Raw genomic sequence first — 25,503 nt, forward strand, 5'->3', positions numbered from 1 at the left:
CTACAGGTTTTTTACACAGTTCTTAAATTGATCTCCGCGATCTTCATAATTTTTAAATAGGTCAAAACTTGCACACGCTGGTGATAATAACACCGTATCTCCCCGTTCCGCAATTTTATAGGCCACTTTTACCGCTTCTTCCATGGCGAAGGTCTCTACCAGCAGATCAACCGCATTTCCAAATACGTGTTTAATTTTTTCATTGTCTACCCCCAAGCACACAATGGCCTTTACCTTTTCACGCACCAAAGGCATCAATTCCATATACTCATTACCTTTATCAACACCTCCAACAATCCAAACGGTCGGTGTTTTCATACTGTCCAATGCATAATATACCGCATTGACATTGGTAGCTTTTGAATCGTTGATATATTCGACATGGTTTATTTTCAATACCTTTTCTAAACGGTGTGGTGCCCCTTGAAAATTTGACACACAAGCCCTAATGGTTTCTTTACGAATACCAATCAATTTAGCTATTGTGGCGGCTGCCATCGTGTTCTTTACATTGTGCTGACCTTCTAAGGCCAAAGAATCTTTAATCATGCTTATAGTGTCTGTTGTTGTTTTTATCCTTATTTCGTTTTTTTCTAAAAATGCCCCCTCTTCAAAAGTTTTCTTTACCGAGAATGGCATTAACTTGGATTTGACCGGGTGTTCTTTCAGCCATTGAACCAATACTTCATCATCTGCATCATATATCAAATAATCTTCTTCATCTTGATTTTCCGCAATCCTGAATTTTGAAGCGATATACTTCTCGAACTCATAGTCATAGCGGTCCAAATGATCTGGTGTTATATTCGTAATCACGGCGATGTGGGGTTTAAAATCCACAATACCATCTAACTGAAAACTGCTGATTTCAAGCACGTAATACTCAAAATCGTGTTCCGCCACCATTTTAGCGTAACTGTCACCGATATTGCCCGCCATACCAACGTTGAATCCTGCTGAAGCAAGGATATGGTTCGTAAGCATGGTGGTAGTGGTCTTTCCGTTGCTACCCGTAATTCCGATAATCTTCGCGTCGGTATATGTTGATGCAAATTCAATTTCGGATATCACCGGAATTCCTTTCGCTACCAGTTGCTTTACCAAGGAAACTTTGTCTGGTATACCCGGACTTTTCATGACCAAGTCGGCTTTTAGTATGCGGTCTTCAGAATGCTGTTCCTCTTCCCAATCAATCCCAAAATGCTCAAGAACGTTTCTATATTCTTCCTTTATTTTTCCCTTATCGGATACAAATACCTCATATCCCTTTTTCAATCCTAATATGGCCGTACCTACACCACTTTCTCCTCCTCCTAAAATCACCAATAATGCCATCTTATCGTACTTTTAGGGTCACCACGGTAACAATGGCCAAGAGGATTCCAATAATCCAAAAACGGGTTACGATCTTACTCTCGTGATACCCTTTTTTCTGATAATGATGGTGTAAGGGCGACATCAAAAATATCCGTCTGCCTTCTCCATATTTTTTTCTGGTGTACTTGAAATAGCCTACCTGCAACATGACCGAAAGCGACTCTGCAAAGAAGATTCCGCATAAAATGGGAATCAAAAGTTCTTTTCGCACAATTATGGCAATGACCGCTATCACCCCGCCAATGGTCAAACTTCCTGTATCGCCCATGAATACTTGCGCGGGAAACGCATTGTACCAAAGAAACCCGATCAAGGCCCCAACAAAAGCCGTGATGAAAATCAACAATTCCCCTACGCGCGGGATATACATGATGTCCAAATAATCAGAGAAAATAATATTACCCGACACCAAGGCGAAAATCCCCAAAGTGAATACGATGATTGCCGATGACCCTGCGGCCAAGCCGTCGATACCATCGGTTAAGTTCGCGCCGTTGGAAACCGCTGTTACGATGAGAATAATGATCGGTATGAACAACAACCAGGCATACTGCTTGGTCTCTTCTCCAGCCCATTCAATCAAGTAGCCATAATCAAATTCGTTATTCTTGAAAAAAGGTACCGTAGTCATGGTCGATTTTATTTCCTCCCCCTTTACTTGCTCTACGGTAAATTGTTCGGTAATCATATTTTTATCATGGTCACGCATTGTCACCTCTGGATGAAAATAAAGTACAGCACCTACGATCAGCCCCAATACCACTTGACCCATTATCTTGAACTTACCTTTCAAGCCCTCTTTATTCTTTTTGAATACCTTGATATAATCATCCACAAACCCGATCATCCCCATCCATAACATCGTAAAAATCAAAAGGATGATGTAAATATTCTCTAAACGGGCAAAAAGGATAACGGGAATCAACGTCGCCAAAATAATAATGACACCCCCCATAGTCGGCGTACCGGCTTTTTGTTTTTGCCCTTCAAGACCTAGATCCCTAATCGTTTCACCAACTTGTTGCTTTTGTAGAAAAAGAATAATGCGTTTTCCGTAAACCGTTGCGATGATCAAAGAAAACAATATGGCCATTCCTGCACGAAAGGTGCTAAACCTAAACAGCGTAGCTCCTGGAAACTGGTATTGCTTTTCTAAATATTCGAACAAGTAGGTTAACATAGTTTTTTATCATTTTGGCATTCCTAAGCCAATTTTACGCTTCAAGGCTATTCAATATTTTTTTTACTATTTTAAAATCATCAAAGTCTATACGGGTACCATTGGTTTCCTGATAGGTTTCGTGACCTTTGCCCGCTACCAAAATAATGTCATTGGCATCGGCTAACTGACACGCCGTTTTAATGGCCTGCTCCCTATTTTCAATAGCGAGTATTTTTTTGAAATGCTGTGGCTCTACCCCAGCTTCCATCTCGGCAATAATTTCTGATGGAGATTCTGTTCTTGGATTATCGGAGGTAAAAATGACCTTGTTGCTCATTTCTGAAGCGATATTGCCCATTACCGGACGCTTTGATCTGTCTCTATCGCCACCACACCCCACAACGGTGATGACGTTTTCATTTCCAGTTCTCAACGTGTTGATTGTCTCAAGCACATTTTTTAGGGCGTCCGGCGTATGGGCATAATCAACAATTGCCGTAATTCTATTCTTTGATATATAGTATTGGAATCTTCCATCCACATTATCCAATTCACTCAACAAGCGCAAGGTCTCCAATTGCTCAAGTCCTAACAAATCTGCCGTTGCGTAAATCGCCAACATATTATAAGCATTGAAATGACCGATCAATTTGGTCCACAGTTCGTGCTCATTGATTTTCAACAGCTGACCATCGAACTGATTTTCTAAAATCTGCGCCCTGTAATCCGCATAATTCTTAAGCGCGTACGTATATTTTCGCGCTTTGGTATTCTGTAACATCACCAAGCCGTTCTTATCATCAATATTGGTCAGGGCAAATGCCGTTTTCGACAATTGATCGAACAATATTTTTTTGGTATCCCTGTATTCTGAAAAGGTTTTATGATAATCTAAATGATCATGCGAGAGATTAGTGAAAATCGCTCCTTCAAAAACCAATCCCTCAGTACGCTTTTGATGGATTCCATGCGAACTCACTTCCATAAAACAGAACTCTACCCCTGTATCGTTCATCAAGGCCAAATGCTTGTTAATTACCAAAGCATCCGGCGTGGTATGCTTCGTCGGAAATTCTTTGTCATCTACCATAATCTTGATGGTGGACAACAGCCCTACTTTGAACCCTGCTTTTTTGAATAGTTGATATAACAAACTGGACACCGTCGTCTTACCATTCGTACCCGTAACCCCAACTAATTTTAAATTTTTGGAAGGATTATCGTAATAATTGGATGCCATGACCGCCAAGGCCTGATTACCGTTTTCGACCTCTACATAAGTAACCTCATCTACCATAGTAGCTGGTAATTCTTCACAAATGATGGCCCGTGCTCCTGTAGCAACTACTACATCAATGTATTTATGTCCATCGGTCAATGTTCCCTTAATGGCAACAAAAGCATCCCCCTTTTTTACTTCCCGAGAATCAAAACGGACTGAAGCAATATCACAGGAAGTCGTACCGCTAACCGCAGTAAGATGCACTCCATACAATATGTCTTTCAGTAGCTTCATATCAATTCTAGTACTATTTTCTTTACATTTTTAATATCGGTGCCTTTAGAGATGGATTGATGTTTCACCATTCCATTTCCCTTCACTTCTACCTCTATCCCTAGGTTTTCTAAAATGGCTACGGCATCCATACCGCTCATACCTTTAAGATTTGGAACCTCTTGATAGTTCTTCTGGGCATTCTTATAATAATTCTCATAAGACTCATCTCCGGCGGCAATCCATACATTCTTAACATCCACTTCATCGGTCAAGGGTGAACTGGCATATACTTTTTGTGCGACAGATTTGAATACCGGGCCAGAAACATCCGCTCCATAATACCCAACACTTTTATCGGGCTTATGGATCACTACAATACAGGAGTATTTAGGATCGTCAGCCGGAAAATATCCTGCAAAAGAGGATATGTATTCATATTTACTTCGGTCTTTGGAGACATAATTGGTCTGCGTGGTACCTGTCTTCCCAGCCATAGAAAAGTTTTTTGAATACATACGGTGACCTGTAGCATATTCTTTCTCTACCACATCCTTTAAAATTTGCTGTACCTTTTTCACGGTTTCCTGAGAGCAAATAGCAGGATTCAACACTTCTTTATCGAACTTCATAATGCTCTTGTTCCACTCTTTGACTTCCTTTAAAAGTCTTGGCTTGATCATTTCCCCATCATTGGCAATGGCATTATAAAATGCCAGCGTCTGTAAAGGAGTCATCGAGACCTCATACCCATAAGCCATCTGTGCCAATGAAATACCAGACCACCCTTTATCTCCAGGATACCGTAAAACCGGAACACCTTCACCAAGCACGGGAAGTCCCAATTTTTTATGCACGCCCATGGTCATCAAACGATTCACATACTTTTCTGGATCATCTTTATATCCATTGTGTATGATTTTGGCGAAGGCCGTATTCGATGACACTTCAAAAGCTTTTGCTACCGATATTTTTCCATAGCCTCCCCTTTTGGAGTCCTTAACTATTTTCTTATAAATTTTCCAATTCCCGTTTTCAGTATCGATAATAGTCGCGGTATCCACCACCTTATCTTCCAGGGCGGCCACCAAATTCATCAACTTGAACGTAGAACCCGGCTCGTGCGATTCTCCGATCGCATAGTTCAGTCGCTCGTAGTACTTACCCTCAGGCGTCTGACCCAGATTGGCAATCGCTTTTACTTCTCCAGTTTTAACCTCCATTACAATCACTGTCCCATGGTCGGCCTTGTAGGCTTCCAATTGCCTTAACAGGGCATGATGGGCAATGTCCTGAATATTGATATCAATGGTAGAATACACATCATAACCGTCCTTCGGTTCAATACTATTATCGTTACCGATAGGTTTCCACTGGCCCTTCGCTATTTTTTGTTTTAAGCGTTTTCCTTCAATTCCCCTTAAGTATTGACTAAAAGCCCCTTCCATACCCACCCGGGTACGGTATCCGTTTTCATCTACGCGCTCGTAGCCTACACTGCGTTCTGCAATCTTACCCAATGGGTGCTCGCGCTTCGTTTTCTGCTCGATGATCAAGCCCCCCTTAAACGCTCCCTTATTGAAAAGCGGGAAACTTTTTACGGCCATATAATCCGAATAGTCAAGATTACGCACAATCAGCGCGTACCTATTTTTATTCTCTTTTGCTTTTCTGAGGATTTGCTGATAATGCGATGACGTTTTTCCGAATTGTTTCGCCAAGGCATCTGATAAGGGTTTTACATTTTCCTTGAAATCTTTGTCACTAACGGTGACCGCATCAAAACGAATGGTGTATTTCGAAACCGACGTCGCCAACAAACTACCATCGTCGGAATACAGGTTACCCCGGTTCGGTTCGATGGTAAACATGTGAGAAGTACGTGTTTCTGCAAGGGCCTGGTATTTCTCACCATCAACGAATTGTATGGAAACCAGCTTAAACAAAACGGTAGCCGCGAAGAGCACAAGTCCTGCTGCTACAATATAAAGACGTGTTAGTATGCTTTTATCAGTTGCGGCCATTTATTCTTCTTCATTTAAAGATTTGACCCTAATTTTCTGTGGTGGCGTTTCTGACGGATACAATCCTTTTTCAGAAATCTTACCCGTAATATTGGATTCTAGTTTGAGCTGCTGTACATCTGATCGCATATCCACAAATTCGTTTCGCAACTCTTTTACCTCTTCGTTCAAAGCGGCAATACGATGTACTTTTTGATCGGCACTGTGCGAACTACTGATCATAACTGTAGCCAAAAAAGAAATGAAAATGATAAACAGCCAATTCTTAGGCGCATCTCCGCTAACCAAAAATTTACCTTTTAACAGGTCTAAGACCCCTGTTTTCATTTTACCTTTTGTCATAATTTCTCCGCTATTCGCAATTTTGCACTACGTGCCCTGTTATTCTGTTTTATTTCTTCTCTAGATGGAACGATCAATCCCCCAACTTTTTTCATCGGCACCTCTATGTTTCCATAGAAGTCCTTTTCTGGCTCGCCCTCGAACTGGCCCGCCCGTATAAAGCGTTTCACCAAACGATCTTCCAGCGAATGGTAACTAATGACGCTCAATCGCCCGTTGTCATTCAATAATTCTGGCACCTGCTCCAAAAACTCCTTGATCACCGCAATCTCCTGATTCACCTCTATGCGTATCGCCTGATAAATCTGGGCCAATATCTTATGCTGCTTGTGCTCTGGCAAAAACTGGCCTAAAGCCCGTTTTAAAGCATCGGTCGTTCTAATTTCTTCCGACTCCCTACTTGCTACGATAACTTTCGCCATGGCGTTGGCATTTCTGATATCACCATACTCGAACAACACGTTGCGCAAATCATCATAGGAATATTTATTGACCACCTCAAAGGCCGATAACGTATTGCGTTTGCTCATCCGCATATCCAAATCCGCATCGAACCGGGTAGAAAACCCACGTTCGGCTTGATCGAACTGATGCGAGGAAACCCCGAAATCCGCCAAGATTCCATCCACCTTCCGAATGCCATAGAACTTTAAAAATTGGGCGATGTACCTGAAATTTTCCGCAATCAACACAAAACGCTCATCATCTAGATTGTTCGCTTGCGCATCCTCATCTTGATCAAAGGCGAACAATTTGCCCGCTGTACCCAACCGTTTCAATATCTCTTTGGAGTGACCGCCACCACCAAAGGTCACATCCACATAGATCCCATTCTCCTTAATGTCAAGACCATCTACTGACTCCTTCAGCAAAACCGGGTTATGATACATCTCCACTAGGTTTTTCACCCAACATCACACGCTTGGCCAACTTCACCTTCTCTTCTTTGGTCGCGCTAATGGATTTATCATAAGCCTTTTTATCCCAAACTTCCAATCGCTTCCCAATTGGCGCAATGACAACATCTTTGGTGATGCCTGCCATTGAAATGATATCTTTGGGAATCAGTAATCGGCCGGTGGCGTCTACCTCAACTTGACGTAGGCCCGCCGTATACATTCTTATAAATTGCAAGTTTTCTTCATCGAACCTGCTCTTTTCGTTCAATTCTGCCATCACCCTATGCCATTCGTACGCCGGATATAACTCCAGACACTCACTGTAATAGGACTTTTTAATAAAAAAACCATCTTTTAAGATCGGGGCCACTTGGTTCCTTAGGGCCACAGGCAGCATGATACGCCCTTTGGCGTCGGCCTTACAGTTAAATGTCCCGAAGAAATAAATATCCAAAATGGCTGGTTTTTATTTATATAACTCAAATATATAAATATTATTACCACATTTTACCACTAAAAACCACTTTGTTAATAAATTACCACTTTTTTGCACCATATTATACCCCACATTGTTCAATTAAGGTTCAAAAGCCCACTTTGACATTTATCATCACATAAACAAAACTGCCCATATCGGACCAAAAGAGTTGTTTGCTATTCTGCTTAATTACCTATATTTGGGGCAAATGTGATGAGCGTAGTGCATGGAAAAAGATCTGATCAAGGACGGTAAGTTTAATTATATTGAAATAGGAGAAGGAAAACCCATCATCATCCTACACGGACTTATGGGCGGGCTTAGTAATTTTGAAGGTGTAACCAGCCATTTTCCGGAAAAAGGATATAAAGTGCTCATTCCCGAATTACCCTTGTACTCAATGCCCATGCTCAAGACCACCGTTAAGAACTTTGCACGCTACCTTAAAAAATTCATCGACCACAAAGGGTTGGAAGATGTTATTCTTTTGGGGAATTCATTAGGCGGCCATATTGGACTACTGCACACCAAAATGTACCCTGAAAAAGTGAAATGCCTAGTAATTACCGGCAGTTCGGGATTATATGAAAGTGCTATGGGCGATGGCTATCCAAAACGGGGTGATTATGAGTTTATCAAGAAAAAGGCACAAGATGTCTTTTATGACCCAGAAGTAGCCACTAAGGAAATTGTGGACGAAGTATTTGCCACGGTGAACAATCGCGTGAAATTGGTGAAGACCTTGGCCATTGCAAAAAGTGCAATACGGCATAATATGGCGCAAGATTTGCCAAAAATGAAAACTCCGACCTGTATTATCTGGGGCAAGAACGATAGCGTTACCCCGCCAGATGTTGCAGAACTGTTCGATGAGCTGCTCCCAAATTCCGATTTGTTTTGGATCGATAAGTGCGGGCATGCCCCGATGATGGAACACCCGAAAGAATTCAACACCATTCTCGATAACTGGTTGGAGAAAAACAACTTTTAAATTACACCCACGCATGAAGATAAAGTCGGCCGACTTTGTAATGAGCAACTCAGATGTTGCTAAATGCCCAAATGAGCCTATTCCCGAATATGCCTTTATTGGCCGTTCTAACGTGGGTAAATCTTCATTGATCAATATGTTGACCGAGCGTAAAAGTTTGGCCAAAACTTCGGGCAGACCGGGAAAGACCCAACTGATCAACCACTTTAAGATCAATGAAAATTGGTATTTGGTCGATTTACCCGGCTATGGATATGCACGTGTATCAAAACGGGACAAAAACACCTTTCAGAAATACATCACCAATTACTTTTTACAACGAGAGCAACTGGTCTGTTCTTTTATTCTGGTCGATATACGCCACGATCCCCAACCCATTGATTTGGGATTTATGCAGTGGATGGGTGAAAATGCCATTCCCTTTGCCCTAATTTTCACCAAGGCCGACAAATTAAAACCTAAGGCCATGGAACGCCAAGTAAAAAAATACCTGGACACCCTTTTGGCCGATATGTGGGAAGATGCCCCGCCCCATTTTGTAACTAGCTCTAGTAAACGCGAAGGGCGTGATGAATTGTTAGCCTATATTGAAGATATCAACGAAAAGTTTTTTGAAGCGACTAAGAAGTAGTTGTTGTAAAGAAACACAAAGCTCCATTCAATTCAACTTCTTTTCCTAATAATTTACAGTGTCAGTAACCAGAATTTATAGTTAAACCATCTACAACAATTTGGAAAGCCAAATAAATTATAACCATACATATTTTTAAACCCGAAGTATAAACTACTCAATATCGCACTTTATACTAGTATCTCACACGTAACTCCGGCCAAAGGACCGCCCACTGTAAACTGTATACTGAACACTACTGAATAGTGAACTTGCAAACTACGAACCCAGCGATGCCTCAACAACCGCTATCAATTCCTCCACATTCTCCAAGCCGTTCAATTGCGCTGTGGTGACCATGACTTCTAAATCATACTCAGTTTCTAAAAGTATGATGGGAAAGGTAAAGGCATGACCGAATTTACTTTTGTAGCTTTTTTGAAATTCATCTTTATGCAAAAAAGAAAGTTCATAGCCATTGGCCAACAAGCTTTTTCGAAACACTTTCCACTGTTTCTTTTCCGCAAACTTTCCAAAGGTCAAACTACAAAGCTGGCAGTCATAGGTAGCGGGACTCATAATCTTATGGGCAAAATCTAAAAGCCGACTACCGGCGTCACTGTTGGCATTATAGATAAAGAGGATTTTTCCAGAAATTGATTTTTGAAGCATACTACAAAAGTACCGGATTCAATTCCATTCTACCCTCTTTTATGGTTATCTGTAAACCCTACTCCGTTGAAAACGATAAGTTTATTCTTTAATAGTATATTAGTGGGTACGCTTTTATGTTTAAAAAGAGAAATATACGTACCTGTACGCTTACGCAATTGTTAGCCACCATTTAGAAACAAATTATCAGAAATGAAACTTCACGAAGCGATTATAAAAGTTATTGAGTCCAAAGAAACCCCAATGACAACTACTGAAATCGCAGACGAATTGAACAGAAACAATTGGTATAAGAAAAAGGATTGCTCCGAAATAACTGCATTTCAAATACACGGAAGGACTCGTACCTATTCAAATTTATTTGACAGAAACGGAACTACCGTTAGTTTAGTAGAAGATTCAAAAACAGAAAAATATGTTAGGCCACCAAAATGGCATAGAGATGAAATAATCTTAGCGCTTCAACTCTATCACAGAATTGAAGCCAGAGAAATGGACAGTAAAAACCCTAAAATAATTGAGATTTCAGAAATCCTAAACAAGCTACCGATTCATAAATCTCGAAAAGAACATTTTAAGTTTCGTAATCCAAATGGGGTCTCAATGAAATTAAATAACTTCAAGGCTATTGACCCTGACTATGATGGAAAAGGGATGGACCGATATAGCAGACTCGATAAAGAAGTTTTTTTTGAGTTTCAAAACGACATTTCTGGTCTAAATAAAATAGCTGAACAAATAAAAAGCACAATTTCAAACTCTGAACTTGCAGTTAAACTTTATCGAATCGGAGATGAAGAAGATGATGATATTCAAGGTGTAAAAGAGGGGCGTGTTATTTACAAACTTCATAAGCATAGAGAGCGGGACCCAAAACTTAACAAAAAGAAGAAACAGCAATACTTTAGAAAGTATGGGAAATTGGATTGCGAGGTTTGCGAGTTTGATTTTTACAAAGTGTATGGCGAGTTAGGCGAGGGATTTATGGAGTGTCATCATAAAGTTCCGCTTTCTGAAATAGAAGGAGAGTCAATAACCTCAATTAATGATTTAGCATTGGTATGCCCTAATTGTCATAGAATGTTACATCGAAAAATAGATACGCTTAGTACAGAGGAGCTAAGGAAACTAATAAAAAACGGTGGCTAACAAAAGTAACCGTTGCACAAGTCTAAATTTCTAGAAAAAGAGAATTTCTCCGATTTTCAAGAATGTTTAAGTTGTTGTTTATTAAGCATATGGCATTTTTAAAAACGGTTACCAAATCTAAATCTTATAAAAAAAGAGGTTGTGCAACAGCCACAATGTATAAAAATAATTGCTAATTATTAGACTTAATCAAAGGTAGTTGCAAGTTTACTATGTCTGATTTTCCTTCGGAAAATCCTCGCACGTAAACCCGCAACTATTCTTATACTAACCGTTAGCGGTCATTGTAAAAAGACGACACCACAAAAAAAATTAGCAGACATATAATTTGAAACCTTAGAATGAAAAAAATACTCATTATTAACGGACACCCAAACAGTGATAGTTTCAATTTTGGACTTTTCGAAGCTTACAAAAAAGGAGCATTTACTACGGGAGCAAATATTAAAGAAATTGTGATTAAAGATTTAAAGTTCAATCCCAACCTGCAATTTGGTTATCAAAAAAGGACAGAGTTAGAGCCGGACTTATTGGACGCTTGGGAAAAAATTAAATGGGCTGACCATTTAGTTTGGGTTCATCCTGTTTGGTGGGGAGGACTTCCTGCAATAACAAAAGGTTTTATTGACAGACTTTTTTTACCAGGTTTTGCATTTCAGTATCGAGATAATTCTTTGTGGTGGGATAAACTATTGACAGGTAAAACCGCTCATATTATTACAACTCTTGACCAACCGTCTTGGTATTATTGGTTTGCATTTGGGCGACCAAGTATTAACCAATTAAAAAAATCAACTTTGGAATTTTGTGGAATTAAACCAGTTAAAGTAACTTATGTTGGACCAATAAAAAACACAAAACTTCCTTTAAGAAAAGGATGGTTAGAAAAGATTGAGAAATTAGGAGAAAATCTTAAATGAAAATTGACGATAAAATACAACGAACCGCTAACACGGGTTTTGCGTCAGGCGGGTTACGTGTAAACTTGGAACTTTGTACTTCTACTGAACTTTAGTAATAAATTAAAACATTGTGCTCCGAAACCTGCCCGAACGCAAAGCCCGAAAACGTTAGGCTTTATTTGAGAAAAACATGAACATCCCCGAATTTTTGTTTCACTATTACGAACTTGACAACGGACCATTTAGAAATATCACAGAACATGGATTAAAAAAGGCTGAAAGCATTCAAAATCAAATATCTAAAGGATTTAATAGCAAAAGGCCTGATAACTATATTGAATTAAGGTTTTCATTAGAGAAAAGAATTAAAAAACAATTTATCTTGAAAGGTGGAAAACCAAACAGAAATGACCCTTTCTACTTCACTTTAGGTGAATGTGATTGGGCTAAATCTTGGTATGTAAACCCTGGAGTTATAAAAATTCCTTTAACGGACTTTAAAACCGAACATATAAGTTTTACTTATCCTGACAGTATGGTATCATTTCAATTTTATGACGAACCTAAACTTGAAGGATACAGAAAAGATTGCAACGGACAAGTTTTCTTATTAAACGAAATAAATGACATAATAAATATGTATGGACTACCGACTGAGAAAAAATCTCAAACTCAAGAAAGTTTAAAATATGATATATACATAGAAGCCCAGGTATGGGATGATAAAATAATAAATGAATATAAAAACAAAGCTTAACTTAGGATGGCGAAAAGCAATTGCTTGTTCTCGATTGCTTATAAAAATTCTTACGAATTCTCAGTTTAATGTGTGCTTTCAAAGTTAAATGCCAAACCACACATCTATTTATCTAGCGGTCACTAAACACTAAAAACAATAATATGAAAAAATGGAATTTTAAATTAAAAAGTGATCCGAAAGCGGTTAGTACGAATATAGCGTCGGCACTTGGCTCTATTAACGGATTTGTGTTTACCATGAACCATGATAAAACGAATGCAATAACATTCAAAATGCGTAAACGAATTCTATATGCATGGTACTTGTTTTTTCTAAACAGTATTGTGGTGAATGGAAAACTGTCAAAAACTGCTACTGAAAATGAGACCGAGGTAGAAATTTCTTTTACCCAACATTTTTTATGGAAATTAGTTATAGGTTCAGATATCCTTCTAGGTTTGGGTTTTCTAATTGTTGCCATCTCTTCTAAAAACAGCAGTGATTACCTGTATTTCGTGGGACCAACAATTTTAGCAGTCGGAGTTCTATTATGGATTAGGGTTGAGAAAAAGTATGAACGGAATATTCAAGAATATAAGACCATGATTTCTGAAATAGTGGCCCTCTAAAAATGAAATTTGTAGGCTATTTAAAGCCGTCGGCCATTAACCTAGATCGTTTTACGACAGAATTCACTACGTTTATGAATACGATCTACGATAGGAAAGATCAAAATATGCACTACAGTCCTTTGATACTGAAAACCAATTTCCAGAATCATTGACCCGAAATCGGTCTGCTGACACCGATAGTAAAAATTGTAGCCCGCATTAGTTCGTAAACAATTTTGTTTTACCTATTCTATCTATCCCTGAAGTATTTTTATAGCATATCGTTACCAACAAAAACATGGAAAGATCGGCCCCAAATTATTCAAATTATGTACCTTGACTGTCAATAACTTAAAATCAAGGCAAGTATGGAACGCATGACCAATCCTGATTCTGGAAGTTACCGCAGAATAGGCAAAAACTATATCATTACCCAAAAAGAAATACAACAGTATAATACCCTAGGCTATATTGTGCTTCATGATGTTTTAACCGAAGAGGAAATGAAATTTATTGACCCTTGGTTCGATCATTTTATCGAAGGGAAAGAAGCCGAGCGTATGGGGAAAGATTTTTGCGACATGTCTCAACCCTATGGAACACCCATGGAAGAATTTCAATTGGTCAATGCGATGTTGCCAAGCATCTACCGCGCAGAACTTAAAAACAATATCTTCCATGAAATCACCCAACATATCGCCGATCAATTGTATCCCAAAGGTAAAGTCGCCATGGATTACGAGCAGTTCTTGGCAAAAAAACCCAGTAAAAAAGGAGCGGAATTTGCCATGCACCAAGATTTAGGTTATTGGCCCAAAACAGAGAATACCTGGACGGCCACTTTTTCGTTAGCCTTAACGGATTCAGATCTCATTAACGGTTGTTTACAGGTTTTGCCAGGTACCAACAAAGAACCTGAACTTCGCAAGCATTTTCCCAAATCATATAGCCACGAAAAAAAAGAGGCTGCAGTATCTCGTGATGAAAGTCACACCTTGGTAATCGAAGAACGCAAAGACGATAAAATAGTCTACCTCCCCGTAAAAAGAGGCAGTATTACGATTCACGATGAACGCATTGTGCATGGATCTGCCGGCAACGAATCTAAAGAATGGCGTAAAACCTACATAGCAGCGTACAGGGATGTGGAAACCATTGCCAAAGAACGTGCGATTGGCTTTACGCATTCCCATAACGATGTGGTCGATTGGGATGCCATTATCAAGTAAAGGATTGATTTTTTAATATCTTAGTACCCCTATAATTTTTATTTTTTTGAAACACTACATTCTATTTACGTTCATAGTTGGCGCAGCCCCTGTGATGTATAGCCAAGAACCACTCGAGTGGAATCCTGATTATGAACTTCAACTGAGCGACTATCGATCTCCCCAAACTGAAATTAGTGCTGAGCTTACCTCCTATTCCATTTATTCGGGTTCTAAAATAGATTTCAGCTTCAATATGAGCTCGGTGGCGTATATGTTGACCAAGAATTTCAACAATAAGGTTAAGGCCATATTCCAGCAAAATTTAGCCGTAATCATTGCACCAGACACACTTACGGCAAATCAATTGGTTCGCTTTGGTCGGTATGATTTTGATCTTATGGAACTTTATTGTCGTAAAATACGAAAGAAAATATATGAGGAAAAAGGCACTTTTACTGATGCCAAGTTTTTTCAGCCTATTTTTAATGAATTACAGCAAGAGATGAACACCGTAAGTGCACAGGTTTTTAAAGCAACTGATTTCGGCAAAGATTCCGTCTTGCTACAAAAAGAACACGATAAGGTGCTAGAGCAAATAAAAGTATTAACCGATTTTTGTAAGAACTGTAAACCTAGAAAATCACAAAACTAAAATCGACCTTAGCTCCTCTTGACCACTCTGTTTATCCGTTAAATCTTTATGCTTCAAGTATTAAATCCGAAATTCCTATTGAGTTGTAGGACTTTAAATGAGCCCATCCCCCATTTAAAACACTCAATCAACGATACAACTACCTAAATCTACAATTGGGTCGCTTTGTTTTAATTCGCAATGAAGAACACCCCATCTTTGCATACGTACACTGCTCAAGGGCAAGCTCACAAGGCATTGAATGGAAATTCATGTTTGATATCGACGCAAGTGTTCGAGCATTAAATCTCGATGATCGAGTAAAACAATCTTTACTATGGAAAACACGATTAGAATCTTCATTTACATCCACGCTTTTTTTGGTGGTATCGGTCTTATTACCGGTATAGGAAGTACTTTAGTAAAAAAAGGAAGCCCTGATCATAAAATGCTGGGGAAATGGTTTTCTTGGTCGATGATCATAAGCTCCATGATTTCATTGGTTGTAGCGAGAATGCCGAACCATATCAACAACTTTTTATTTCTAATTGGCATTTTCACCATTTACATGGTATTGGCCGGGAACAGGGCGCTGACTTTTAAATCGCTAAAAAAAACAAAAGCCGATTCTACGGATAAAATTGTATCTGGAATGATGCTTATTAGCGGACTTTTGATGCTCATTTTTGGAATTAACGGATTACTCCATTCACAATCACAAAGCATACTCTTTCTTTTCTTCGGCGCTTTCGGTCTGTTCTTACCTTATGGTGATTTTAAACTATTCACAACAACGGTGAAAAACAGAAAGTTATGGCTAATTAACCATCTTAGTCGAATGCTAGGTGCTTTAATCGCCTCTGTGACCGCTTTTTTAGTGGCCGGAATGAAATATAACAACTTATTCGCATGGATGCTACCAACAGTTATAGGCACTATATATATTGTGTATTGGATCAGAAAAACAAAGGGTAAAAAACTCCCTAAAAGCGTTAGCGCTTAGACACCAACTATTCGTTCAATCCTAAATTTTCAGCGAAATATGCACAGAAATCCTTCATTGTAGCGGTCATTTTTTCATCTTGGGTCGCTTTAAGGAAGGTGTCAGATAAAGAAACCAAGGTCTGGTGAAAAAAAGTTTTCATTTCATCAACCGGCATATCCTTGGTCCAAAGATCTATTTTTAAGGATTCTTGGTTCTTACTGTCCCAAACAGACAATAGCATGGCCTTTGCTTCCTCATTATCTATACCGCCATCTTGGGCAGACCAGTTCAATTTTTCAGGAATCCTGTTTTCATCCAATCCTACCCGTAAGGTAATTTCTGAAGTATGTAAATCTGCCATTTAATTTCTTGGTTTGTAATTTGATTTTTTAAATATTTCTTCCGCTGGCAAGGTCATTAGCTGTTTCAGACTCACCGTATTATTTTCCATAAAAGCGCGTACAATTTGCCAACCTACATACCTTCCAAGTCTCCCGGGCGATTCATTGTCCAGCTCCAGACCAAATTTAGAAAATGGGGCAGGTTCCAAAAATCGTTGGTTCAACTTCGTATCGGTACTATATAAATATTCGTTTTCAATGAAATTGCGCCACATAGGCTCTTCATTGGCAATGGCCCACTCCATATCCGCTGCGGAATATCCAATTCGTTTACGATCCTCCAAATTGGGCATCAATTTGTCCTTCAGATATAATTCCTTTCCAAAATATATCATACGTGCCAAAAATGTTCGGTCACGAGGTCGTGGTACCACTTGTTTTGCAAAGGCACTGGCTACATCGCTTATTAAAAAGTTACGGTCTAACGATTGTGCAATGTACCGCTGAAACCCTCCATAATATTTATGTTCAGGACCCAAATAATTATCAAGACTAACGAACAAAAGGCTATCGGTCAAAATAATCCTATTGTTGTAATCTACATCATTGGTTACCGTAATGACCTTGGGAATTTTATATTCGGGAAAATAATATTTAATATGCTTGAAAAGATTCTCCAACCCTTCCTCTTCATCCTCAAAACTCCGAAAGGCGTTGCCTACTTCTTGAAACAGTTCTATTTGAAGGGAGTCATGCATTTTTGCTATCCAAACACTATCGTGTGCCGGAAAAAGATAGGGGTACATTTGTCGTAGGGCGGGGAGCCCTTCCTCACCTGCAGATGCGAACTCACGATCAAACCGTGAAATCGTCATGTTCAATGGTATAGCGGCTATTTCCTTCTCCGTTTCATCAGTATCATTACAGCCAAAAAGTAATAGAAAAACTGATAATACTATAAAAATAGGTTTCAGCCTGTTAAGTATTTTACAATACATTTTATTATTCACGGTGTTCAACTTATTTTTAGGGCAAAGTTAAATTATTTAAATAAATAATTGGAGTGGTATGCAAACTCAAAAGGTAATTGACCATATTGTAGCGTGGTTAAAGGATTATGCTACAAATGCAAATCAAAAAGGTTTTGTAATAGGCGTATCGGGAGGAATAGATTCTGCCGTGACCTCGACCCTCTGTGCCAAAACGGGCTTGGAACTGTTATGTTTGGAAATGCCTATTCACCAAGCCCCGAATCAATCTAATCGAGCGGCTAGACATATCGATTGGTTGCAGGAAAATTTTCCGAATGTAAGCAGGCGCCCCGTAAACCTGACACCCGTTTTTGATAGTTTGGTTGCAGCTTTCCCCGCTGTCGACAACGAGGAAGAACGTTTTATGTCCTTGGCCAATACAAGGGCAAGATTGCGTATGACCAGCCTTTATTATTTCGCCGCCCTACATAGCTACTTAGTAGCGGGTACCGGAAACAAAGTTGAAGATTTTGGCGTAGGTTTCTACACCAAATATGGTGATGGTGGAGTCGATTTAAGTCCGATAGCAGATTTATTGAAAACAGAGGTCTATACCATTGCAAAGGTCTTGGGTGTGAATGAGGAAATCATAAAGGCGGCACCTACGGACGGACTTTGGGGCGATGATCGGACGGACGAAGATCAGATCGGAGCTTCGTACCCTGAATTGGAATGGGCCATGGCGATGAAAGAAGAAGGAAAAAAGGCAAGCGATTTTGAAGGAAGACAACATGAAGTTTTTTCTATATTCATGAAGTTCAATCGTATGAACCAACATAAAATGCTTCCTATACCAGTTTGCGAAATTCCAGAAAGCTTAAAATAACACCTCAACTAAGAATCAAGCACTTAAGTCGAAAATAAGTATGGAAATTATTCGTTATAATTAAAAATCTACATCTTTGACTTCTAATTTAGAATTTTAAACCTTACATTGCACGTGAGTCTTTATAGACAAATGAGGTTGGGAAATCTATTAAAAATCAACAATTAATGATTAAAGTATTAATAGCGGACAACCACCCTATCATCAGAATGGGAGTTAGAACCGTTTTAGAATCGGCCGATGGTTTTGAATTGATAGATGAGGTGGCCAACACCGAAGAACTTTTCAACAAACTGAAAAACGTAACCCCGGATGTAGTAATGCTTGAAATGGATATTCCGGAAATGAACGGAATAGCGGCATTACGAAAAATAAAAAAAGAATACCCTGATGTAAAAGTATTGATGTACAGTGGTCAATCGGAGGACGTTTACGCCCTTAGCGCCATTAGAGCAGGTGCTTTTGGATATCTTTCCAAGTCTTCGGGTACCGAATATATTACGATAGCAGCGACCAAAGTTAGTGAAGGTAGCATGTTCATCACCAATGAGCTGGCACAACGCCTTGCCTTTGATGAAGGAACTAAAAAACCAAGAAGGTTCTTTAGAAAACTATCCACACGTGAAATCGAGGTATTGAAGCTTTTGGCCAGTGGTAAACGAAATAAGGAAGTTGCCCAGGGCTTGAATTTGAACGAAAAAACCGTAAGTACCTATAAAGCTCGTTTAATGAAAAAATTGAATGTTGATAATATGGTCGATTTATTACAACAGGCAAAAGCCTTGGAATTGTACTAAGTAGCAACTACCATTTAAAAAATAAAAAAACACCCACAGATAGTGGGTGTTTTTTGTTTGAAATAAACCATCTACGGCCAAGGCCACGAGACATTCAATGAAAATTCATGTTTGATTTCGACCCAAGCGTTGGAGCATTTAAATCTCGATGACCGTTTAGAAGCTTAAAGCCACTTTTAAGAAAGTACCCTATTAAGTTTCTGGTTTAAAAGTTTATTGAGGTGAATGTAGTTCATAATTTCTTCCAATACTTCGCGATGATCGGTTTCTAACTTGCCTTCCGTGGTTTTTTGCAAGGTGTCCATCCTCCTTTTAATAAGAAAGCAGCGTAAGGTCAATATGGTTTCACTGACCAATTGCGCTATGCCTATTTCCTTTTTTTTAGGAAAGATGTCCTTACGCTCCCAGTTGTGGAGCATATACCGTTCTTCTTCCATTAAAATAGAGGATACCTGATTGGCCATCTCCTGTTCCAATCTAGAAATAAAGGTATTAATTGAAAATTCCTGCTCCTCGTTCAGTGCCTCTATCAACTTGTAGTACATCTTTCGAAAATCTTCATTGGCCAATTCGATCTCATCTTCCTGTAGGTCCAAATAAATTTTCTCGTACACCTTCATTTCATTGGATTCGGGTTCAAGAATTAAATCCCCTGCCTCATTTTCCTTCAAGATCAGGTCCTCGAATTCTTCCTTTTGATCTCCATAAAGCAAAAGCGATTCAATGATCTTACGCTCAAGTACATATTGCACATCTACTTTTTCGGGAACATCTTCATTGCGTACCACATCAAAAGCCTTCTGTTCTTCCCGCTCTTGTTTTTTTACATCGGAGGCATCCTTTTTACCAATTTGTGCCAAGGTATTATACAGAACGGCTTCCGAAATATTCATGATCTGGGCACACTCCTGAATATAGATTTCCTTTTTAATACGATCTGGAATCTTGGAGATACTATTAACAATATCACGAACCGTATCGGCGCGTTTAATCGGATCATTTGAAGCCTCCTGTACCAACAGTGATGCCTTGAATTGAATGAAATCTTTGGCATTTTCTTCCAAATAGGAAACCACCTCCTCAAATTCATTGTTCTTGGCAAAACTATCTGGATCTTCGCCTTGCGGAAACGTACATACCCTTACGTTCATGCCCTGTTCCAATATCAAATCGATCCCGCGTAAGGAAGCGCGTAGGCCGGCAGCGTCACCATCGAACAACACCGTAATGTTCTTTGTTAAACGATTGATGAGCCGTATTTGCTCTGGGGTCAAGGCCGTACCACTAGAGGATACCACATTATGAATACCCCTTTGATAGAACTGGATTACATCGGTATATCCTTCTACCAGATAACAATTATCTTCTTTGGCAATGGCCTGCTTAGCATAATAGATCCCGTACAAGACCTTACTTTTATGGTAGATATCACTTTCTGGGGAATTCAGATATTTGGCGGCCTTTTTATGATTGGTCAAAATTCGGCCCCCAAAACCTAGTACACGGCCACTTAAAGAATGTATAGGAAACATGACCCTACCTTTGAACCTATCAAATTTTCTAGGACCGTTAGGATTATTGGCATCTTCTTTGACAATAGTGAGTCCAGTTTTTTCCAAGTAATCCAACTTATACCCTTTGTCCAAGGCTGCGGTGGTAAAACCATCCCACTGATCCAGACAATAGCCCAATTCGAATTTTTTGATGGTTTCCTCTGTAAATCCACGTTCTTTAAAGTAGCTGAGACCGATGGCTTTTCCTAACTCAGTATCCCAAAGCATCTCTTTAAAATGGGCTTGCGCAAATTCAGAAACCAAATACATGCTCTCACGCTCATTGGCCTGTTCTTTATCTTCGTTAGATTGCTCGGTTTCCTCTACCTCAATATTGTACTTTTTGGCCAAGTATTTTATAGCCTCAGGATAAGTGAAATGTTCATGCTCCATTAAAAAAGCGACCACATTACCTCCTTTGCCACTACTAAAATCTTTCCAGATCTGCTTTACCGGTGAAACCATGAAACTTGGGGTACGTTCATCACTAAACGGACTTAATCCCTTGAAATTCGAACCCGATTTTTTCAATTGTACAAAATCACCGATCACCTCTTCTAAACGGGCGGTTTCATAAACTTGATCTATGGTGGCTTTTGAAATCATTTGAATTACAAAAATCCTAAGAATTTAGGAATGTGTATTTGTTTAATTTTGCACTTCAAATGTATTAATAAATAACATATGATTCTTTTCTTTGGAACACGCCCCGGAAAAAGGGAAACCAAGCAACTTAGCCATATCAACTGCCCCTATTGCCATCAGCAGGGAACTTTAACAGCCATATCACAAGGAAACTATTTTCATTTATTCTGGATAAAACTTTTTAAGATTTCTACGAATTCCTACGCAGAGTGTAGCCACTGTAAGCGTGTATTCTACGAAAATGAATTTAGTGAAGAAATGAAATATGAATTAACCACTAACAAAAAACAGCTGGAGTAAAGTGATTCACAAACCTACTTTAGCCCAACTGATTTTCATCTCTATCCCTAATTACAAATCGAACCGAAGACCCAAGGATATATTTCGCTGGTCGACCAAAGCATCTTTAAAAATAGGGTTCAGATCATACTTTACGTACAACAGTACACCATCTACCCCTGCATAGGCACTTAAGCCATAGATTAAATCGTTGGTATTGTAGCCCCGCTTCAATTTATCTTTTACATTATCGCCATTACGGTCATATTTCAATTTTTGACGGGTACTCATATTAAAACCAGCATAGCCTCCCAACCCTATTCTCAATTGGTTGTGCAAAGAATAGCGTATGGTTTTCTCTGTTTTTTTCAACTTTGAAGGTCCAAACTCAAAATGGAGGGGAAACACTAGGTTGTCCATACGTAATTTCGATTTATCCAAATCAAAATCAAATTCCTGAAGCTCCGTTTGTCCGTTTTCAAGGGCAACAAAATACTGATTGCCCTTTGGTTTTAAGCCATTGAACTGGAAGGAAAAACCATAATTGAACCTTAAAAAATTGGAGTTTTCAAATACCCGGGTTCGCCATTGCCAGCCCATTTCAAAAAATCGGCTCCCCCCAATTTTATAGGGTGAGTCGTTTAAGGATTGACCCTCTACAATAGCATTGTTCAAACCTACGGCCATTACAAAGTCTGAGTAGGTCCTGCGGTCATAGCGTACCTCCCTTTTCCAATTTTTAGTCTTAAAAAGAATTGTCGGCTTTCCATTGATGTCGACCCCTAGTCGAATTCCTTTTCCATTTAAGGTATCCAATTCCATAAGGACCAACATTTTACCTTGGTTTCGTTCCAATAGGTTTATTTGGTTGTCAACAATCGTAATTCTGTTCTCAATATTGAGCGCTCTTTTTTCGGCAGCCTTTTGCTTCAGTAAATTCGCTTCTTTTTCTGTAATGCTCCCTTTTTCGAATCGATCATTGATATTCTCGACTTCATATTTCAAAGCTTCCTTTTCCTGTTGGGTAATTTTTGCCTTTTGTTCTTTTAAAACTTCCACCTTCTTTTTGTACTCTTCTTGGCCAGTCATGCTGTCGACCACAAATAATATAGCCAAGGCTACCAAATACATTGTAATTGTTCTCATGTTGATTTTTGATTTTTGATACTTCGATTGTGCTCAGTACCCGTTGATGAATAAAACTCCAGCCCCTGTCCCTATAGTAATTTATAGCGATAAAGGATAAACTAAAAAAAAATGTTCAATTATTTCGGTCTGCAACAGCAGTCCGAACTTTAATAAAACCGGCTTTCAACGAATTGAATATTTGGTCTCGGAAGGATTGATCAAGTTCATCCTCAACCTCTGTCAACAAAGCCATGGCATCGACAGAATTATCAGTTTTAAAAATTTTATTTCGTAAAATTTCTTCCTGCGCCTGTTTTAAGAGAGAATCTACCTCGGCATCGGTTACGGTGTTGTATTGTTCCATTAAGTCTACCTGCGCTACCAACTCCGACACTTTATTTGTAATGATTTGTTCAGTAAACTTCAATTTCTTGGTATGATTTTCAGCCTCGATTTGCTCTAAAATGGTAACTTCCACATCATCTTGAATAACCGGTCGGCTTACTTCTACAACTGTTTTACCACTTTCGGTTATAGCGTTGTTCAAATCTAGGAAATCTTCTTTTTTAAGTTCTGATCGCACAACGGCCTCTTGTCCCTTTAACTGTCCGGCTTTATTTTCAGGTTCTTCTTTTTTCGTTGATTCCACAACTTGAACCGGATTCACAAATTCCTCCTTATTTCCGTTGAAATAAAATAAGCCTATACCTAGTAATACCACTATACTTGCCGCAATACCCATCCATAGATATACGGGCTTTTTTGGAGAGGAACTGGTATTCAAATCCCCTGAAATTCTTTCCCAAGCTGTAGAAGAGGGCCTAATCTCCCGATCCTGTAACTTTTCCCTGATATGTTTTTCAAATTTATCGGTTTCCATATCCTATTATATTTTGTTGACTTAACTGCTCTTGGAGCAATTTTCTGGCTTTTAGTAATTGTGTTTTAGAAGTACTTTCAGAAATCGACAACATTTCTGCAATTTCCTGATGTTTATAGCCCTCTACCGTATACAGCACAAACACCATTTTATAACCTTGTGGAAGTGCATCGATCAACTGTTGGATGTGTTCAGTATCTAAGTCTGTACTTTGTAAAATTTCCTGGGTCTGATGATTCTCGTAAACCTCATCATCATATACCACGAACTGTTGCTTTCTTAAGTAGGAAATACTTTCCCTAATCATGATCCTTCTCAGCCATCCTTCAAAACTTCCCTCAAACTTGAAGGATTCTAGCTTTTGGAACATCTTTAAAAATCCCTGAACCATTACATCCTCCGCAAAATGGATATCCTTTATATATTGCCTACAAACGCCTAACATTTTTGGGGCATACTTTTTATATAAATGCTCTTGCGCATCCCTATTTCCGGAAATCGCTTTTTTGATAAGCTGCCGTTCGTTTTTATAAAAAGGTATAATTTTCAAAATATTGGTTTGGTCTTCTATTGGTATAGACGCAATTGCGATCAAAATAGTTGCCTGGAAAATATTTCAATTTAATATAAAATTTCAACCAACTGTAAGTCAGTATTTTAAAATTTTTAGAATTGAAATTATTTTAAACGAAATTTATTTTTTGCGGTCCACTACGTAATTCACCATCAGTTCCAAAGCACTTTTGTAGGTGGAATCTGGATAGGTTTTTAGAAGTTGCAAGGCATCATCACGGTATTGAAGCATTCTACCCACGGCATAATCGAGCCCCCCCTTTTCCTTAACAAAAGCGATTACTTCTTTGACCCTTTTTTTATCCTTATTATGGTTCTTGATCGAATTGATAACCCAGCTTTTCTCTTTTTTGGAAGAATTATTCAGAGCATATATTAACGGTAGGGTCATTTTCTGTTCCTTGATATCGATTCCGGTAGGTTTTCCAATTTTCTTGGCACCATAATCAAAAAGATCATCTTTTATTTGAAAGGCCATACCACAAAGCTCCCCAAATTTGCGAAATGTTTCTACATCATCACTATCAGGTTTAACGGAACAAGCCCCTAAAGAACAACAAGCCGCAATAAGGGTGGCCGTTTTTTGCCGAATGATGTCATAGTAAACCTCCTCTGTGATATCTAACCGTCTCGCTTTTTCTATTTGAAGTAATTCGCCCTCGCTCATTTCGCGAACTGCCACGGAAATAATACGTAGCAAATCAAAATCTCCGTTGTCAATGGACAATAATAACCCTTTTGACAATAGGTAATCACCAACGAGAACGGCAATCTTATTTTTCCAAAGTGCATTTATGGAGAAGAAGCCACGGCGTTTATTGCTTTCATCCACCACATCATCATGAACTAACGTTGCCGTGTGAATCAATTCAATGACTGAAGCTCCCCGGTACGTTCGTTCGTTGACCTCACCATTGTTCAACAGTTTTGCCGTTAGAAAAACGAACATCGGGCGCATTTGCTTCCCTTTTCTATTTACAATATAATAGGTGATTCTGTTGAGTAAGGCCACTTTGGAAGACATGGAATCCCTAAACTTGGACTCAAACTGCTCCATTTCCCGATAAACGGGTTCCTTTATTTGTGCTACTATTTTCAGGTGTTCCTTCTTAGAATTTCAAAATTAAGCAAAAGCGGTCAGTTAACCGTTGTTAGTTGTTAGTTGAAGCAAA

27 protein-coding genes are annotated in these 25,503 nt (G+C 39.0%); 12 read left to right on the top strand and 15 right to left on the bottom strand.

Translation table 11 applies throughout. The annotated features are described in order from the left end of the window. The 7 genes from murD to ACNR9Q_RS17055 are packed head-to-tail and all read right to left on the bottom strand — an operon-like array spanning window position 1 to window position 7,753. Window positions 1-1,335, bottom strand: coding sequence for a UDP-N-acetylmuramoyl-L-alanine--D-glutamate ligase (gene murD, locus ACNR9Q_RS17025; protein WP_419212421.1), 1,335 nt, complete (start codon window positions 1,333-1,335; stop codon window positions 1-3). A gap of 1 nt (window position 1,336) precedes the next feature. Next, window positions 1,337-2,557 carry a phospho-N-acetylmuramoyl-pentapeptide-transferase gene (gene mraY, locus ACNR9Q_RS17030; protein WP_419212422.1) on the bottom strand — a complete coding sequence of 407 codons (1,221 nt, stop codon included), beginning with the start codon at window positions 2,555-2,557 and terminating at the stop codon, window positions 1,337-1,339. Between the two features lie 34 nt (window positions 2,558-2,591). Beyond that, complete coding sequence (locus tag ACNR9Q_RS17035) at window positions 2,592-4,055, bottom strand: UDP-N-acetylmuramoyl-L-alanyl-D-glutamate--2,6-diaminopimelate ligase (protein ID WP_419212423.1); 1,464 nt, start codon at window positions 4,053-4,055, stop codon at window positions 2,592-2,594. Continuing rightward, a complete protein-coding gene (locus ACNR9Q_RS17040) occupies window positions 4,052-6,058 on the bottom strand; it encodes a penicillin-binding protein (RefSeq protein ID WP_419212424.1) in 2,007 nt (668 codons plus the stop codon). The genes ACNR9Q_RS17035 and ACNR9Q_RS17040 overlap by 4 nt, the downstream gene beginning before the upstream one ends. Beyond that, a complete protein-coding gene (locus ACNR9Q_RS17045; protein ID WP_419214298.1) occupies window positions 6,059-6,385 on the bottom strand; it encodes an FtsL-like putative cell division protein in 327 nt (108 codons plus the stop codon). A gap of 11 nt (window positions 6,386-6,396) precedes the next feature. Beyond that, a complete protein-coding gene (rsmH, locus tag ACNR9Q_RS17050; RefSeq protein ID WP_419212425.1) occupies window positions 6,397-7,290 on the bottom strand; it encodes a 16S rRNA (cytosine(1402)-N(4))-methyltransferase RsmH in 894 nt (297 codons plus the stop codon). Then, entirely contained in the window at window positions 7,280-7,753 is a 474-nt protein-coding gene (locus tag ACNR9Q_RS17055) for a division/cell wall cluster transcriptional repressor MraZ (RefSeq protein WP_419212426.1), read from the bottom strand. The genes rsmH and ACNR9Q_RS17055 overlap by 11 nt, the downstream gene beginning before the upstream one ends. A 250-nt stretch (window positions 7,754-8,003) precedes the next feature. On the opposite strand from ACNR9Q_RS17055, the gene ACNR9Q_RS17060 reads away from it, so the two are divergent. Together ACNR9Q_RS17060 and yihA are read left to right on the top strand one after the other, a co-directional pair. Continuing rightward, complete coding sequence (locus tag ACNR9Q_RS17060; protein ID WP_419212427.1) at window positions 8,004-8,768, top strand: alpha/beta fold hydrolase; 765 nt, start codon at window positions 8,004-8,006, stop codon at window positions 8,766-8,768. 13 nt (window positions 8,769-8,781) lie between these two features. Beyond that, window positions 8,782-9,399, top strand: coding sequence for a ribosome biogenesis GTP-binding protein YihA/YsxC (gene yihA / locus ACNR9Q_RS17065; protein WP_419212428.1), 618 nt, complete (start codon window positions 8,782-8,784; stop codon window positions 9,397-9,399). Window positions 9,400-9,657: 258 nt separating this feature from the next. Here the strand turns inward: yihA and ACNR9Q_RS17070 are convergent, their stop codons facing one another. Continuing rightward, window positions 9,658-10,050: a GTPase gene (locus ACNR9Q_RS17070; protein ID WP_419212429.1), complete on the bottom strand. Its 393-nt coding sequence runs from the start codon at window positions 10,048-10,050 to the stop codon at window positions 9,658-9,660. Between the two features lie 192 nt (window positions 10,051-10,242). Here ACNR9Q_RS17070 and ACNR9Q_RS17075 point away from each other — a divergent pair, with 192 nt between their 5' ends. The 7 genes from ACNR9Q_RS17075 to ACNR9Q_RS17105 all read left to right on the top strand — a co-directional run bounded on the left by ACNR9Q_RS17075 (window position 10,243) and on the right by ACNR9Q_RS17105 (window position 16,296). Next, window positions 10,243-11,199 carry an HNH endonuclease gene (locus tag ACNR9Q_RS17075; RefSeq protein ID WP_419212430.1) on the top strand — a complete coding sequence of 319 codons (957 nt, stop codon included), beginning with the start codon at window positions 10,243-10,245 and terminating at the stop codon, window positions 11,197-11,199. 341 nt (window positions 11,200-11,540) lie between these two features. Beyond that, window positions 11,541-12,119, top strand: coding sequence for an NAD(P)H-dependent oxidoreductase (locus tag ACNR9Q_RS17080; RefSeq protein ID WP_419212431.1), 579 nt, complete (start codon window positions 11,541-11,543; stop codon window positions 12,117-12,119). Window positions 12,120-12,291: 172 nt separating this feature from the next. Beyond that, window positions 12,292-12,858, top strand: a complete 567-nt coding sequence (locus ACNR9Q_RS17085; protein WP_419212432.1) for a hypothetical protein — start codon at window positions 12,292-12,294, stop codon at window positions 12,856-12,858. 143 nt (window positions 12,859-13,001) lie between these two features. Further along, window positions 13,002-13,469 carry a DUF423 domain-containing protein gene (locus ACNR9Q_RS17090; RefSeq protein ID WP_419212433.1) on the top strand — a complete coding sequence of 156 codons (468 nt, stop codon included), beginning with the start codon at window positions 13,002-13,004 and terminating at the stop codon, window positions 13,467-13,469. Between the two features lie 350 nt (window positions 13,470-13,819). Beyond that, window positions 13,820-14,680, top strand: a complete 861-nt coding sequence (locus ACNR9Q_RS17095) for a phytanoyl-CoA dioxygenase family protein (RefSeq protein ID WP_419212434.1) — start codon at window positions 13,820-13,822, stop codon at window positions 14,678-14,680. A 46-nt stretch (window positions 14,681-14,726) separates the two neighbouring features. Then, entirely contained in the window at window positions 14,727-15,314 is a 588-nt protein-coding gene (locus ACNR9Q_RS17100) for a hypothetical protein (protein WP_419212435.1), read from the top strand. Window positions 15,315-15,630: 316 nt separating this feature from the next. Next, a complete protein-coding gene (locus tag ACNR9Q_RS17105; protein ID WP_419212436.1) occupies window positions 15,631-16,296 on the top strand; it encodes a hypothetical protein in 666 nt (221 codons plus the stop codon). Between the two features lie 7 nt (window positions 16,297-16,303). On the opposite strand, the gene gldC is transcribed toward ACNR9Q_RS17105, so the two are convergent. Both gldC and gldB read right to left on the bottom strand, forming a co-directional pair. After that, window positions 16,304-16,639: a gliding motility protein GldC gene (gldC, locus tag ACNR9Q_RS17110; protein WP_419212437.1), complete on the bottom strand. Its 336-nt coding sequence runs from the start codon at window positions 16,637-16,639 to the stop codon at window positions 16,304-16,306. Then, entirely contained in the window at window positions 16,640-17,629 is a 990-nt protein-coding gene (gene gldB, locus ACNR9Q_RS17115) for a gliding motility lipoprotein GldB (protein ID WP_419212438.1), read from the bottom strand. Between the two features lie 58 nt (window positions 17,630-17,687). On the opposite strand from gldB, the gene nadE reads away from it, so the two are divergent. Together nadE and ACNR9Q_RS17125 are read left to right on the top strand one after the other, a co-directional pair. Further along, a complete protein-coding gene (gene nadE, locus ACNR9Q_RS17120; RefSeq protein ID WP_419212439.1) occupies window positions 17,688-18,476 on the top strand; it encodes an NAD(+) synthase in 789 nt (262 codons plus the stop codon). A gap of 167 nt (window positions 18,477-18,643) precedes the next feature. After that, window positions 18,644-19,273: a response regulator gene (locus ACNR9Q_RS17125; protein ID WP_419212440.1), complete on the top strand. Its 630-nt coding sequence runs from the start codon at window positions 18,644-18,646 to the stop codon at window positions 19,271-19,273. Between the two features lie 176 nt (window positions 19,274-19,449). On the opposite strand, the gene dnaG is transcribed toward ACNR9Q_RS17125, so the two are convergent. Beyond that, window positions 19,450-21,432 (bottom strand): DNA primase, encoded by a 1,983-nt coding sequence (dnaG, locus tag ACNR9Q_RS17130; protein WP_419212441.1) that lies wholly within the window; start codon window positions 21,430-21,432, stop codon window positions 19,450-19,452. A 78-nt stretch (window positions 21,433-21,510) separates the two neighbouring features. Here dnaG and ACNR9Q_RS17135 point away from each other — a divergent pair, with 78 nt between their 5' ends. Further along, window positions 21,511-21,771, top strand: coding sequence for a zinc-ribbon domain-containing protein (locus ACNR9Q_RS17135; protein WP_419212442.1), 261 nt, complete (start codon window positions 21,511-21,513; stop codon window positions 21,769-21,771). A 51-nt stretch (window positions 21,772-21,822) separates the two neighbouring features. Here ACNR9Q_RS17135 and ACNR9Q_RS17140 read toward each other — a convergent pair whose 3' ends face one another. The 4 genes from ACNR9Q_RS17140 to ACNR9Q_RS17155 all read right to left on the bottom strand — a co-directional run bounded on the left by ACNR9Q_RS17140 (window position 21,823) and on the right by ACNR9Q_RS17155 (window position 25,430). Then, complete coding sequence (locus ACNR9Q_RS17140) at window positions 21,823-22,896, bottom strand: hypothetical protein (protein ID WP_419212443.1); 1,074 nt, start codon at window positions 22,894-22,896, stop codon at window positions 21,823-21,825. Between the two features lie 115 nt (window positions 22,897-23,011). After that, on the bottom strand, window positions 23,012-23,758 hold the full coding sequence (locus ACNR9Q_RS17145) for a hypothetical protein (protein WP_419212444.1): 747 nt from the start codon (window positions 23,756-23,758) through the stop codon (window positions 23,012-23,014). Next, on the bottom strand, window positions 23,745-24,308 hold the full coding sequence (locus ACNR9Q_RS17150) for an RNA polymerase sigma factor (protein WP_419212445.1): 564 nt from the start codon (window positions 24,306-24,308) through the stop codon (window positions 23,745-23,747). The genes ACNR9Q_RS17145 and ACNR9Q_RS17150 overlap by 14 nt, the downstream gene beginning before the upstream one ends. Before the next feature lie 144 nt (window positions 24,309-24,452). Next, window positions 24,453-25,430 (bottom strand): polyprenyl synthetase family protein, encoded by a 978-nt coding sequence (locus ACNR9Q_RS17155; RefSeq protein WP_419214299.1) that lies wholly within the window; start codon window positions 25,428-25,430, stop codon window positions 24,453-24,455. Window positions 25,431-25,503 lie beyond the last annotated feature (73 nt).

This window comes from Maribacter sp. X9, from assembly GCF_048537565.1.
Lineage (GTDB): Bacteria > Bacteroidota > Bacteroidia > Flavobacteriales > Flavobacteriaceae > Maribacter.